Below are 13,493 nucleotides of genomic sequence, written 5' to 3'. Positions count from 1 at the left end.
CCCTAAGAAATTCGGCAGCCATGCTTTTTTGCTTGAGCAACTTTTGCGTATGTCTGACCGTGCTAGTCAAATTGTTGTAATAAAGGCACATTTCAATGAGCAGACTATCGCAGGGCTCTGAACGATTGTCGCATTTGCACTACAATAGGCACCTTTGGCTTATTCGGTGGGTGTAGTGACAAATATCGTCGAAATCCGTGATCTGCAATTTGGCTATGGTGAGAGAGCGATTTTATCGGGACTCAACATGGACTTCGCACGCGGCAAAGTCATTGCTGTGATGGGCGGTTCCGGTTCCGGCAAGACCACGATATTGCGCTTGATCGGTGGCCAGCTGCGGCCACAGGCTGGCAGCGTCAAGGTTGACGGCGAAACCGTGCATGCCTTGTCGACCAAGGCCCTGTATGCGTTGCGTCGCAAGATGGGGATGCTGTTCCAGAGCGGTGCCTTGTTCACCGATCTGACGGCCTTTGAAAACGTTGCCTTTCCGTTGCGCGAACATACCGATTTGCCGCCGGAACTGCTGAACAACCTGGTGTTGCTGAAGTTGAATGCGGTCGGTCTGCGCAATGCGGCGCAATTGAAGCCGTCTGAGATTTCCGGCGGCATGGCGCGGCGGGTGGCCCTGGCGCGAGCCATTGCGCTCGATCCGGCGCTGATCATGTATGACGAACCTTTTGCCGGGCTTGATCCGATCTCGATGGGCGTTACCGCCAACCTGATTCGCAAATTGAATGATGCGCTTGGCTCTACCAGTATTCTGGTGTCGCATGATGTCAACGAGTCGTTCGCGATTGCCGATTATGTGTATTTCCTGTCGCAAGGCCAGATCGTGGCGCAAGGCACGCCCGCTGAGATGCGGGCTTCGCAGCACCCCTACGTCAAGCAGTTCGTGAATGCTGAACCGGACGGCCCGGTGCCGTTCCATTATCCCGGCAAGTCTTTTGCCGCGGACTTGGGGCTGGAGGGCCGTCGCTGATGTTGAGCTGGATAATCAATATTCTGGCGGCAATCGGCCGCACTTTGCGCGAATCGATTGCCGGTCTTGGCGTGGCGACGCGTATGTTTCTGTCAATCCTGCGCGTTTCTGCCGGTTTGTGGCGGCGACCGCGGCTGATTACCGACCAGATTCATTTTATCGGTAACTATTCGCTGGTCATCATTGGTGTGTCGGGCCTGTTTGTGGGTTTCGTGTTAGGTTTGCAGGGTTACTACACATTGAACAAGTACGGCTCGGAACAAGCGCTGGGCCTGCTGGTCGCGTTGTCGTTGGTGCGTGAACTCGGGCCGGTGGTGACCGCGCTGCTGTTCGCCGGCCGCGCCGGCACCTCGCTAACCGCAGAAATCGGCCTGATGAAAGCCGGTGAGCAATTATCAGCGATGGAAATGATGGCGGTCGATCCGTTGCAACGCGTTGTGGCTCCGCGCTTTTGGGCAGGCGTGGTGGCGATGCCGGCACTGGCGGCGCTGTTCAGCGCGCTGGGTATCTTTGGCGGCTATCTGGTCGGCGTCAAGCTGATCGGCGTGGACGAAGGCGCCTTCTGGTCGCAGATGCAGGGCGGAGTCGATGTCTGGCTGGATGTAGCCAACGGCGTGCTGAAAAGCATTGTCTTTGGGATCGCCGTGACCTTTGTCGCGGTATGGCAAGGATACGAAGCCAAAGCGACACCGGAAGGCGTCGCCAGAGCGACCACCCGCACCGTCGTAATCGCCTCGCTGTCGGTCCTGGCGCTGGACTTCCTGTTGACCGCGCTGATGTTTAACTGATTTGGCTGATTTGCGGTGCAGAACCTCGCTCGTTGGCGCGGGCTTTGTTGGCAGCAGATTACAACAAGTGGTTTTGCTTCTCGTTACTATTTTCTTGAGATTTGAGATTGTTCAGTCAATTGCTGGGTATTCGGTGTCAGCTATGGCAATATGTCTGGACTGAATCAATGCCTGGTGCGGTATTTTAAAGGTGATGAATCATGCAACAAAAAACTGTAGATGTATGGGTCGGGATGTTTGTGCTGATCGGCGTGCTTGCTTTGGCCTTTTTGGCCTTGAAAGCAGGTAATCTGAATAGCTCATCGTTCAATCCAACCTATCCGGTCACTACCAAGTTCGACAATATCGGCGGTTTGAAGGTGCGCGCTTCGGTACGCAGCGCAGGGGTTGTAGTCGGTCGTGTCGCCTCGATCAGTTTCGACGATAAGAGTTTCCAGGCCGTGGTGACGTTAAATATGGACCAGCGTTACAAGTTTCCAAAGGATAGTTCCGCCAAGATACTGACTGCAGGTTTGTTGGGCGAGCAATACATCGGTATCGAACCGGGCGGCGATACCAAGAACCTGGTTGCCGGAGATAATATTAAATTGACACAATCTGCAATCGTGCTGGAGAACCTGATCAGTCAGTTCTTGTATAGCAAGGCGGCGGATGTAAAGGATAGCGGCCAATGAAAATGACGATACGACTGAGTTCCCTGGCCTTGGTGGCCATGCTGAGCGGTTGCGCCACAACTGGTAATAGCGGTAATGCCGGTAATAGCAATCCGCAAGATCCGCTGGAGGGGTTCAACCGGGCCATGTTCAGCTTCAATGATACGCTGGATAAGGTTGCGCTCAAGCCGGTAGCTACCGCCTACCGGTCATGGCTGCCAAACTTCGTGCAAACCGGCATTCATAATTTCTTCGGGAATCTCGGTGATGTCTGGAGTTCGGTTAATGGATTTTTGCAGGGCAATGTTGAAGCCGGCACCACCAACGTTATGCGTGTCGCCGTCAATACCACTTTCGGTCTGGGCGGCGTGCTAGATGTCAGCTCGGAAGCCGGTTTGCAGAAAAACAGCAGGGATTTCGGCCAGACTCTCGGCAAATGGGGTATCGGTGCCGGTCCTTATGTGGTGCTGCCGCTGTTTGGGCCATCCAACATTCGCGATACTGCGGCGTTGCCGGTGGGTTTCTACGGCGACCTGTGGTCTTACAAATATCCGGTACGCTGGCGTGATACCGGCTCGGTGGTACGCTTGATCGACAAGCGCGCCACTTTGTTGGATGCAGGCGATCTGTTGGAAGACGCAGCGCTCGATAAGTATGAGTTTGTTCGCGACGCATATACGCAACGCCGCCAGAGCCAGATCAAGGGCAACGACGATAACGACGCTAACGACGCTAACGACAAGTCAGCCTCAACCAAGCCTGCGCAATAATTGAGTTAGCGTATCAGATCGAGGTCCGGATCCATCGCCAGAATGCACAATTTGTAACATCGGGCGCAGGAACTTAGCATCGAAATGTTCATCTTAAGACATATCTGTACGCTAACTAAAGCTGCCCTTAAACATAGAAATTACTAAAAAACATGAATATTCTGAAACCCCCCCTAGCCTTGTTGCTGACTGTCGGCAGCCTGTTTTTTTCTGCCTCGGCGCTTGCACAAGAAGCCCCTGATGCCCTGGTGAAGCGCATCAGCCAGGACGTGCTGGATACTGCCAAGGCGGATAAGAGTGTCCAGGGTGGCAACCAGCAGCGCATCCTGGCGCTGGTTGAAGAAAAAATAATCCCGTACGTCGATTTCGATCGCATGACGGCGTTGGCCGCAGGCCGTTTCTGGCGCGACGCCACGCCTGACCAGCAAAAGCAACTGATCGCGCAATTCCGTAGCCTCTTGATCTTTACTTATGCCGGCGCTCTTTCGCAGGTGCGCGATCAGAAAATTGATTTCCGGCCAATGCGCAGCGATCCCGCCGATACCGACGTCGAAGTGCGTTCGCAAGTGATCCAGCCCGGCCGTGAGCCGATCCAATTGAATTACCGAATGGGAAAAGTTGGCAATAGCTGGAAAATTTACGATGTCAACGTGTTGGGTGCTTGGCTCGTTGAATCCTACAAGGGTTCGTTCGCTTCTGAAATCGGGAAGTCCGGCATCGACGGTTTGATTAAGGTGCTGAGCGACAAAAACAAGGCGCGTGTTGCCAAAAGCGGAAAATAATTCTTCCACTGAGTGCGCCGGCCGTGACGCAACGGTCGGCGGTACGCTTAGTCTTCCAGTTTTTTGATGTAATTTGTTGATCGTTTATCATGTTCAGGCCTTCTCACCCACTTACTGTCGGTAATGCCAAAGTCACTCTGGAAGAGGGCTTGCGGGCGATTGCGGGGGGCGAGACCGAGATTGATCTGAGTGATGTTGTGGCGGTCGATTCTGCTGCCGTAGCAACATTGCTTACATGGCAATGTGCCGCTCTTAACCAAGGCCACTCGCTGCATTTTCCCTGCCTGCCAGCCAATCTGGAAAGCCTGATCGACCTGTATGACGTGGCGGAATTGCTGTCGTCGGCAACCGTAGAGGTTGGCGACGGTACGCAGCATCATTGACCTTGCTCCCTTTCTCTCCAATGAGCTTGCCGGGTTTGTCGCTATTGCCCGGCCTCCACAGCAAAAATCCAATATAATCAAGGGTTACGCAACCAGGCAGCCTGCTGCAGCGTCCGATCCCAGAGTAATCTTCAGCCGGATTCGTACCTGCAATCGGCAATCTTGAAGCACCCCAATTTGAGAGCATTTACCAAGGCACTATGGCGGCCATTCAAATCACCAACGTCAAGAAACGCTACCAGTCCTTACAAGCGCTGGGCGGCGTCTCGCTGACCATCGAAGAAGGCGAATTCTTCGGTTTGCTCGGCCCCAACGGCGCCGGTAAGACCACCTTGATATCGATCATCGCGGGCCTTAATCGTCCCGATTCCGGTAACGTCACGATCCACGGCCATGATGTCGTCAGCGATTATCGTGCTGCGCGCCGCAATCTCGGGGTGGTACCGCAGGAGCTGGTGTTTGATCCGTTTTTCACGGTGCGCGAAACATTGCGGATGCAGTCCGGCTATTACGGGCTGAAGAACAACGATAAATGGATCGACGAGGTCATGGCGAATCTCGACCTGACCAACAAGGCCGACACCAACATGCGCGCACTGTCAGGCGGTATGAAGCGGCGTGTGCTGGTGGCGCAGGCGCTGGTCCACAAGCCGCCGGTAATCGTGCTCGACGAGCCGACAGCGGGGGTCGACGTCGAGCTGCGACAGACTCTCTGGAAATTCATTTCGCGGCTCAATCGCGAAGGTCATACCGTGGTGCTGACAACTCATTATCTGGAAGAGGCGCAAGAGCAATGCAACCGTATCGCGATGCTGAAGCTGGGGCAGGTAGTGGCGCTCGATTGGACCGCCGCACTGATCAAGCGCATCGCCGGTTCGCAGTTGCTGCTGCAATTGTCCAGCGGCAGTCTGCCAGCCTCCCTGCAGCATCTGGTGTTGCATCAGGATGGCGGCAAGTTGGCGCTGCGGGTCAATGAATACGCCGATGTCGAGCCGATCCTCGGCGCCTTGCGTCAAGCCGGTGCGGTAATCGAAGACATGCAATTGCAACAGGCTGATCTGGAGGACGTGTTCTTGCAGGTGATGGATAGCAAGGTCAGTGCCGGCGGCGTCAACGTGTTTTCCGAGGAATACAAAGTGGGTGGCTTCAAATGATGGTGGGCTTTCAAACTCTGTTTTACAAGGAAGTGTTGCGTTTCTGGAAGGTGGCGACGCAAACCATTTGCGCGCCGATCCTCACGGCTATGATGTACCTGCTGATTTTTGGCCATACGCTCAAGGATCATGTTCAGGTTTATCTCGGCGTTCAATACACCGCATTTCTGATTCCTGGCCTGGTCATGATGAGCGTGTTGCAAAATGCCTTTGCCAATACATCGTCATCGTTGACACAGTCCAAAATGACCGGCAATCTGGTATTCGTGCTGTTGCCGCCGCTGTCTCACTGGGAATTGTTCGGCGGTTACGTGCTGGCGTCGGTGGTGCGTGGCGTGGCTGTCGGGCTGGGCGTATTCGTGATTACCGCGTGGTTTGCCAACCTGTCGTTCGTGGCGCCGTGGTGGATCGTGATTTTTGCGTTCCTGGGGGCGGCGCTGCTGGGCACAATGGGTTTGATCGCTGGCATCTGGGCTGACAAATTCGACCAGTTGGCGGCCTTCCAGAATTTCCTGATCATGCCGGCGACTTTCCTCGCGGGCGTCTTTTATTCCATTCATTCGTTGCCGCCGCTTTGGCAAACTGTGTCGCACCTGAACCCTTTCTTTTATATGATTGACGGTTTCCGCTACGGATTTTTCGGTCAGTCTGATATCGATCCGTTGATTAGTCTGGGCGTTATATGTGTGGCGTTGGCGTTGCTGGCGACGCTGGCGGTGCAGATGCTCAAGCGCGGTTACAAGTTACGTCACTAAGTCACTAAGTTAGATGGATTAGATAATTACGTCCGAAATTGCCATGTTCCCTACACCAGATTTAGTTAAAAGTTATATCGCCGCCGGTCTTGAGTGCTCGCACCTGGAAGTCGAAGGCGACGGCCAGCATTTCAAGGCGGTTATCGTTTCGACGGCGTTTGCCGGCAAGCGTCCGATCCAACGCCATCAGATCGTCTACGCGGCATTGGGTGATCGCATGCGCGAAGAAATCCATGCATTGTCGATGAAGACACTGACGCCGGAAGAGTTCCAACCTTAAGGGCTTGCGAGAAACCTGCTGCACGCTGCCATCCTCTGGATCGCAACGTTCGCCGGGCTTTTTAAGGGCGGCGTTATTGTGAGGCGCACTTTATTTCAGGTTGTCTGGCCCGGCGTCGCAGACCGGAATGCATGTTGCCGATATGGATTGGATGACATGCGTTCCTGATACAACGTTTAAATTACAGCGAGAAGCAAGAATGGATAAATTATTGATACAAGGCGCTAACCGCCTCTCCGGTGAGATCGTCATCTCCGGCGCCAAGAACGCTGCGCTGCCGATCCTGTGCGCCGGCCTGCTCACCGCCGATCAATTGCAATTGTCGAACGTGCCGAATCTGCACGATGTATCGACCATGCTGAAGCTGTTGCGCCAGTTAGGTTTGAAGGCGACTCAGGACGGCCATTTCGTGATGTTGCAAGGTGATGGCATCAGCAGCCTGGAAGCGCCGTATGAATTGGTCAAGACCATGCGCGCCTCGATTCTGGTGCTGGGCCCGCTACTGGCCCGCTTTGGCGAGGCGCGAGTGTCGTTGCCGGGTGGTTGTGCGATTGGCTCGCGGCCGGTAGACCAGCACATCAAAGGCCTGCAGGCGATGGGTGCGGAGATCAACATCGAAGCCGGCTATATCCACGCCAAGGCCAAGAAATTGAAGGGCACCCGGGTGGTCACCGACATGATAACTGTCACCGGCACGGAAAACCTGCTCATGGCGGCAACCCTGGCCGATGGCGAAACCGTGCTGGAAAACGCTGCGCGTGAACCGGACGTGACCGATCTGGCCAATCTGCTGGTAGCGATGGGCGCCAGGATCGACGGCATTGGCACTGATCGTCTGGTGATCCAGGGCGTGGACAAGTTGCATGGCACCGAGCACTCGGTGATCGCCGACCGCATCGAAACCGGTACCTTCCTCTGTGCAGTGGCTGCTGCCGGCGGCGATGTCTTGCTGAAGAACGCCCGCAGCCACATCCTCGATGCGGCGCTCGATAAGCTGTGCGAAGCCGGTGTCATCCTGACCTCCGGCGACGACTGGATTCGCGTGCAAATGGCAGCGCGGCCTAAGGCCATTAGTTTCCGCACCACCGAATATCCCGGCTTCCCCACCGACATGCAAGCGCAGTTCATGGCCTTGAACAGCATTGCCGATGGTACCAGCCATGTCACCGAAACGATCTTTGAGAACCGTTTCATGCATGTCCAGGAAATGAATCGCCTCGGCGCAGCCATCGATGTGCAGGGTAATACCGCCATCATTAAGGGTGTCGACAAGCTGGTCGGCGCGCCGGTGATGGCAACCGATCTGCGCGCTTCGGCGTCGTTGGTGATTGCTGGTCTGGCAGCGCAGGGCGAAACCATGATCGAGCGTATCTACCATCTGGATCGCGGCTATGACCAGATGGAGCGCAAGTTGTCTGCCGTCGGCGCCAAGATCGAAAGAATCAAATGAGCCAGAAACTGACGCTGGCCCTGTCCAAGGGCCGTATCTTTGAAGAGACTTTGCCGTTGCTGAAGGCGGCCGGCATTGTCGTCGCCGAAGATCCGGAAACCTCGCGCAAGCTGATCCTGCCGACCAACGATCCGCTGGTCAACGTCATCATCGTGCGCGCCTCCGATGTGCCGACCTATGTGCAATACGGTGCCGCCGATTTCGGCGTGGCTGGCAAGGACCTGCTGCTAGAGCATGGCGGCGAAGGCTTGTATCAGCCGATCGATCTGGACATTGCCAAGTGCCGCATGTCGGTCGCGGTATCGGCCGGTTTCGGCTACGCCAGCGCGATCCGGCAAGGCGCACGGCTGCGCGTGGCCACCAAGTACTTGCTGACCGCGCGCGAGCATTTTGCGCGCAAGGGCATGCACGTCGATCTGATCAAATTGTATGGATCGATGGAATTGGCGCCGCTGGCTGGTCTGGCAGATGCGATTGTCGATTTGGTGAGCACCGGCGGCACGTTGCGTGCCAATAACCTGGTTGAAGTCGAACACATCATGGATATTTCGTCGCGTCTGGTGGTGAACCAGGCCGCGTTGAAACTCAAGCGCGAGCGCTTGCAGCCGATCCTTGATGCATTTGAAAAGGCCTCGGCGCAACCGGGGGGGCGCATGAGTCGCATGAGTCAAGGCACGGCTCCCGCTGTGGCTTGGAGCCGGGGCTCTGTCATTTAGCAAATGGGAAGCAACATGAGCATAGCAATCAGAAAACTCGATGCCGGAGAACCGGATTTTCGCGCACAACTGAGCGCCCTCCTGGCCTTCGAGGCCAGCGAAGACGAGGCAATTGAGCAAGCCGTCGCCAAGATTCTGGCAGACGTCAAACTGCGCGGCGATGTCGCCGTGCTGGAGTACACCAATCGCTTCGATCGCCTCAGCGCTGACAACGTCGCGCTGCTGGAAATCGGTCAGCAAGAATTGCAGGCTGCGCTGGCGCAGTTGTCACCACCACGCCGCCACGCGCTGCAGACTGCCGCCGATCGGGTGCGTAGTTATCATCAGCGCCAAAAACAGGAATGCGGCTCGGATGGCTTCACCTACACCGAAGCCGACGGCACCGTGCTGGGCCAGAAAGTCACGCCGCTGGATCGGGTCGGCATTTATGTCCCGGGTGGCAAGGCAGCGTATCCATCATCGGTATTAATGAATGCTATCCCGGCCAAGGTCGCCGGCGTACAAGAAGTCATCATGGTGGTGCCGACTCCGGACGGCGTCAAGAACCCGCTGGTGCTGGCCGCCGCCGCCATCGCCGGCGTCGACCGCGTATTCACCATCGGCGGCGCGCAGGCAGTAGCGGCGCTGGCCTACGGCACTGCGACGATTCCGCAAGTCGACAAGATTGTCGGCCCCGGCAACGCTTACGTTGCCGCCGCCAAGCGCCGTGTGTTTGGCACGGTCGGCATCGACATGATTGCCGGACCGTCGGAAATCCTGGTGCTGTGCGACGGCACTACCGATCCCGACTGGATTGCGATGGACCTGTTTTCGCAAGCCGAGCACGACGAACTGGCGCAGTCGATCCTGCTGTGTCCCGATGCCGGCTATATCGCTGCGGTCGAAGCCAGCATCAACCGTCAGTTGCCGCTGATGCCGCGCCACGAAGTGATCCGCACCTCGCTGACCAATCGCGGTGCGCTGGTCAAGGTGCGCGACATGGAGCAAGCTTGCGAGATCGCCAACCTGATCGCCGCCGAACATCTGGAAATCTCGACAGACAATCCGCAGCACTGGGCGGATCGCATCCGCCATGCCGGGGCGATGTTCCTGGGCCGTTTTTCGTCGGAATCGCTGGGCGATTACTGCGCCGGTCCAAATCACGTGTTGCCGACCTCGCGCACCGCGCGCTTCTCTTCGCCGTTGGGCGTCTACGATTTTCAGAAGCGCTCCAGCCTCATCAACGTCAGCGAAACCGGCGCACAGACGCTTGGCAAGATCGCTGCGGAACTGGCCTATGGCGAAGGATTGCAAGCGCATGCGCGTTCGGCGCAATATCGTTTGAAAGAGGCGTCTTGATGGCAGCGATTGCACGGCCATGAGCGGCGACTGGCTCAATCGAGTCTATCGTGAAGACACGCTGCAAGGCTTGCAGCGAATTCCGGACGGCGCGGTCGATCTGCTGGTGGCTGATCCGCCTTACGGTCTGGGCAAGGACTATGGCAATGATTCCGACAAACTTGATACCACTGCCTACCTGCGCTGGGCTGAAACATGGATTGATGCAGCGCTGCCGAAGCTCAAGCCGAACGGCAGCTTGTATATCTTTTTGACCTGGCGTTTCTCGCCTGAGATTTTCGTCATGCTCAAACAGCGCATGACGATGATTAACGAAATCATCTGGGACCGCCGGGTACCATCGATGGGTGGCGGCACGCGGCGTTTTTCGTCGGTGCATGACACGATCGGCTTTTTTGTGGGCGCGAAGGATTATTACTTCGATCTCGACGCCATCCGGATCCCTTACGACGCCGAAACCAAGAAAGCCCGTTCGCGCTCGATTTTCGTCGGTGCCAAGTGGCTGGAGCTGGGTTACAACCCGAAGGATGTGTGGAGTGTTTCCCGGTTGCATCGAGAACACCGCGAGCGCGCCGATCATCCGACGCAAAAACCGTTGGAAATCGTTGAGCGGATGATCAAGGCTTCCTGTCCGCCGGACGGCATCGTGCTCGATCCGTTCATGGGCAGCGGCACTACAGCCGTGGCTGCACGACGTTGCGGCCGCAATTTTATTGGCTTTGAATTGAATCAGGAATACTGCGCACTGATCGAGCAACGCCTGACGCAATTGGACGGGCAGCAAGCCGATGAGCGGGCGTCGGCCTGACCGTTTGCGCCAAATAGCAACATGCGTAGTGATTATCGGCAGTGTGATTCGCGGTAAAACATGAAAATGTCGGTAAAATGGTGGGGCGACTCACAAGGCTGCACCGGTTAAGCTTCGATAACGGAGAAGCGGTAACAAATTTCGATCCCGGGTCGAAGCTTCGAATAATTTAGTACACTTATCGTCTCGACACCGAATTTGCCTCACTTTTTTGCGTCATTTGCCTTGTAACTTTGGTCTCAACTTCAACATGTCTACGCCTCGAACTGCAGCGATTACCCGCAATACCAACGAGACGCAAATCCGCGTCGCGATCAATCTGGACGGTACCGGCCAGCAAAAACTGAACACCGGTGTGCCGTTTCTGGATCATATGCTGGATCAAATCGCGCGGCACGGCCTGATCGACCTGGATATTGAAGCCAAAGGCGACCTGCATATCGACGCCCACCACACGGTGGAAGACGTCGGCATTACCCTCGGGCAAGCGTTTACCCAAGCTATCGGTGACAAAAAAGGTATTCGTCGTTACGGCCATGCTTACGTGCCGCTGGACGAGGCGTTGTCACGCGTCGTCATCGATTTTTCCGGCCGTCCCGGACTAGAATTCCACGTACCGTTCAAGCGCGCCATGATTGGCGGCTTCGACGTCGATCTCACCCACGAATTTTTCCAGGGCTTCGTCAATCACGCATTGGTGTCGTTGCATATCGACAACCTGCGCGGCGAAAACGCCCACCATCAATGCGAAACCGTATTCAAGGCCTTTGGCCGGGCGTTGCGGATGGCCTCAGAGCTCGATCCGCGTTGCGCCGGCATGATTCCTTCGACTAAAGGTAGTCTTTAAACATCTGCATTTGAGTATTAGACTATTTCGCAGTTGGTGATTAATCAACGCGCCGCTTTAATCCGCTAACGCCAGTCTGGTTGTCGCATGCTATAGCCGCTGATGCAGCTGTTGACAGCGCAACGCTGACCGGTGAAATTGAATCCTTATCATGAACAAAATTGTAGTGGTTGACTATGGCCTGGGTAACTTGCGCTCGGTGGCGCAAGCCCTGCGCCAGGTAGCGCCGGAAGCCGACGTCCGCATTTCCGGGGCGATTGCCGATATCCGTGGCGCCGACCGATTGGTACTGCCGGGCCAGGGCGCAATGCCGGATTGCATGCGCTCCCTGCGGGAGTCGGGCCTGCAGCAAGAACTGCTGGCCGCGGCGCGTAACAAGCCATTGCTGGGCGTGTGCGTGGGTGAGCAGATGCTGTTCGACATGAGCGAGGAGGGCGATACCGCCGGCCTCGGTTTATTGCCCGGCAAAGTGCTGCGTTTCCGACTGGACGATCAGTTGCAACAAGACGGCTCACGATTTAAGGTGCCGCAGATGGGCTGGAACCGGGTGCGCCAGGTGCAGCCTCATCCGCTCTGGAATGGTGTGGCTGAGGATGCCTATTTTTATTTCGTTCACAGTTATTACGCTATGCCGGCTGTTGCCGCGCATACTTTCGGCGAGACCGATTACGGTGCCGCGTTTAGCTGCGCGGTCGGTCGCGATAATATTTTCGCAACACAGTTCCACCCAGAGAAGAGTGCTGCCGCAGGTTTGCAGTTGTACAAGAATTTTGTGCAATGGAAACCCTGATGCGGTTCCGCTCAATCAGATTTTTAACTGACTTAATACGACTGTAGCCATGCTGCTGATACCTGCTATCGACCTCAAAGACGGTCACTGCGTACGCCTGAAACAAGGCGATATGGACCAAGCCACTGTGTTTTCCGACGATCCGGGTGAAATGGCCCGCCACTGGTTGGCCCAGGGCGCGCGACGTTTGCATCTGGTCGACCTGAATGGCGCCTTTGCCGGTAAGCCGAAAAATGAACCGGCTGTCAAATCGATCCTCAAGGCAGTGCGCGAATTTGCGCTGGCCGGCGGCGTCGAAGAAATCCCGGTACAACTTGGTGGCGGCATTCGCGACCTCGACACCATCGAACGCTATCTCGACGACGGCCTCAGCTACATCATCATCGGTACCGCCGTGGTCAAGAACCCGGGCTTTCTGCAGGATGCCTGCAGTGCTTTCCCGGGACAGATCATCGTCGGCCTGGATGCCAAGGACGGCAAAGTGGCCACGGACGGCTGGAGCAAGCTGTCCGGCCATGAAGTGATCGATTTGGCCAAGAAGTTTGAAGACTACGGCTGCGCCTCCATCGTCTACACCGACATCGGCCGTGACGGCATGATGGGCGGCGTCAACATCGAGGCCACCGTCAAGCTGGCGCAGAGCATGACAATCCCGGTGATCGCGTCCGGCGGCGTGCATAACGTCAAGGATGTCGAGGATCTGTGCGCGGTACAGGACGAGGGAATCGAGGCGGTGATTTGTGGTCGCTCGATCTATGAAGGCACGCTCGATTTGCGTTCGGCGCAAGAGCGCGCGGATGCCTTGAGCGAACATCTCAGCAATCTCGCCGTCGATCAGGATTTATCGGAGCAGCCCGACGCTGACACGCCAAGTATAGTGGACCCGGAAATCCGGACAATAGTTTAAGGAGTATCCTGCACTGAACAACGAAGGCAGGATATGAACGAATTAAAACGAAACAGTTTCAGCGGGCAACAAAAAAGCGAAGGTGGCACTGGA

At 56.2% G+C, this 13,493-nt stretch carries 16 protein-coding genes; all 16 read left to right on the top strand.

Annotated elements, in window-relative coordinates:
• Window positions 1-175: 175 nt before the first annotated feature.
• The 16 genes from ACIQ0R_RS02170 (at window position 176) to hisA (ending at window position 13,400) form a co-directional block, all read left to right on the top strand.
• The gene (locus ACIQ0R_RS02170) at window positions 176-979 is read left to right on the top strand and encodes an ABC transporter ATP-binding protein (RefSeq protein ID WP_395823268.1); all 804 of its coding nucleotides are present in this window, start codon (window positions 176-178) and stop codon (window positions 977-979) included.
• Window positions 979-1,767, top strand: coding sequence for a lipid asymmetry maintenance ABC transporter permease subunit MlaE (mlaE, locus tag ACIQ0R_RS02165; protein ID WP_395823240.1), 789 nt, complete (start codon window positions 979-981; stop codon window positions 1,765-1,767). The genes ACIQ0R_RS02170 and mlaE overlap by 1 nt, the downstream gene beginning before the upstream one ends.
• 200 nt (window positions 1,768-1,967) lie before the next feature.
• Complete coding sequence (gene mlaD, locus ACIQ0R_RS02160) at window positions 1,968-2,441, top strand: outer membrane lipid asymmetry maintenance protein MlaD (RefSeq protein ID WP_395823238.1); 474 nt, start codon at window positions 1,968-1,970, stop codon at window positions 2,439-2,441.
• Window positions 2,438-3,190: a VacJ family lipoprotein gene (locus ACIQ0R_RS02155; RefSeq protein WP_395823236.1), complete on the top strand. Its 753-nt coding sequence runs from the start codon at window positions 2,438-2,440 to the stop codon at window positions 3,188-3,190. The genes mlaD and ACIQ0R_RS02155 overlap by 4 nt, the downstream gene beginning before the upstream one ends.
• A 152-nt stretch (window positions 3,191-3,342) precedes the next feature.
• The gene (locus ACIQ0R_RS02150) at window positions 3,343-3,972 is read left to right on the top strand and encodes a phospholipid-binding protein MlaC (protein ID WP_395823234.1); all 630 of its coding nucleotides are present in this window, start codon (window positions 3,343-3,345) and stop codon (window positions 3,970-3,972) included.
• An 89-nt stretch (window positions 3,973-4,061) separates the two neighbouring features.
• Entirely contained in the window at window positions 4,062-4,355 is a 294-nt protein-coding gene (locus ACIQ0R_RS02145) for an STAS domain-containing protein (RefSeq protein ID WP_395823232.1), read from the top strand.
• A 200-nt stretch (window positions 4,356-4,555) separates the two neighbouring features.
• Window positions 4,556-5,509: an ABC transporter ATP-binding protein gene (locus ACIQ0R_RS02140; RefSeq protein WP_395823230.1), complete on the top strand. Its 954-nt coding sequence runs from the start codon at window positions 4,556-4,558 to the stop codon at window positions 5,507-5,509.
• Entirely contained in the window at window positions 5,509-6,264 is a 756-nt protein-coding gene (locus ACIQ0R_RS02135; protein ID WP_395823228.1) for an ABC transporter permease, read from the top strand. Before ACIQ0R_RS02140 ends, ACIQ0R_RS02135 begins: the two co-directional genes overlap by 1 nt.
• A 43-nt stretch (window positions 6,265-6,307) precedes the next feature.
• Complete coding sequence (locus ACIQ0R_RS02130) at window positions 6,308-6,544, top strand: BolA family protein (protein WP_395823226.1); 237 nt, start codon at window positions 6,308-6,310, stop codon at window positions 6,542-6,544.
• A gap of 199 nt (window positions 6,545-6,743) precedes the next feature.
• Window positions 6,744-7,994: a UDP-N-acetylglucosamine 1-carboxyvinyltransferase gene (gene murA, locus ACIQ0R_RS02125; protein WP_395823224.1), complete on the top strand. Its 1,251-nt coding sequence runs from the start codon at window positions 6,744-6,746 to the stop codon at window positions 7,992-7,994.
• Window positions 7,991-8,710 carry an ATP phosphoribosyltransferase gene (hisG, locus tag ACIQ0R_RS02120; RefSeq protein WP_395823222.1) on the top strand — a complete coding sequence of 240 codons (720 nt, stop codon included), beginning with the start codon at window positions 7,991-7,993 and terminating at the stop codon, window positions 8,708-8,710. The genes murA and hisG overlap by 4 nt, the downstream gene beginning before the upstream one ends.
• Before the next feature lie 15 nt (window positions 8,711-8,725).
• Window positions 8,726-10,048: a histidinol dehydrogenase gene (hisD, locus tag ACIQ0R_RS02115; RefSeq protein ID WP_395823220.1), complete on the top strand. Its 1,323-nt coding sequence runs from the start codon at window positions 8,726-8,728 to the stop codon at window positions 10,046-10,048.
• 19 nt (window positions 10,049-10,067) lie between these two features.
• Window positions 10,068-10,856 carry a DNA-methyltransferase gene (locus ACIQ0R_RS02110; RefSeq protein ID WP_395823218.1) on the top strand — a complete coding sequence of 263 codons (789 nt, stop codon included), beginning with the start codon at window positions 10,068-10,070 and terminating at the stop codon, window positions 10,854-10,856.
• Between the two features lie 250 nt (window positions 10,857-11,106).
• Complete coding sequence (hisB, locus tag ACIQ0R_RS02105; RefSeq protein WP_395823216.1) at window positions 11,107-11,703, top strand: imidazoleglycerol-phosphate dehydratase HisB; 597 nt, start codon at window positions 11,107-11,109, stop codon at window positions 11,701-11,703.
• 151 nt (window positions 11,704-11,854) lie between these two features.
• Window positions 11,855-12,493 (top strand): imidazole glycerol phosphate synthase subunit HisH, encoded by a 639-nt coding sequence (gene hisH / locus ACIQ0R_RS02100; protein WP_395823214.1) that lies wholly within the window; start codon window positions 11,855-11,857, stop codon window positions 12,491-12,493.
• A 49-nt stretch (window positions 12,494-12,542) separates the two neighbouring features.
• Complete coding sequence (gene hisA, locus ACIQ0R_RS02095; protein WP_395823212.1) at window positions 12,543-13,400, top strand: 1-(5-phosphoribosyl)-5-[(5-phosphoribosylamino)methylideneamino]imidazole-4-carboxamide isomerase; 858 nt, start codon at window positions 12,543-12,545, stop codon at window positions 13,398-13,400.
• Window positions 13,401-13,493: the final 93 nt, after the last annotated feature.

Source organism: Collimonas sp., assembly GCF_044339385.1.
Taxonomy (GTDB): domain Bacteria; phylum Pseudomonadota; class Gammaproteobacteria; order Burkholderiales; family Burkholderiaceae_D; genus Collimonas.
This window is presented reverse-complemented; position numbering and strand designations above follow the sequence as displayed.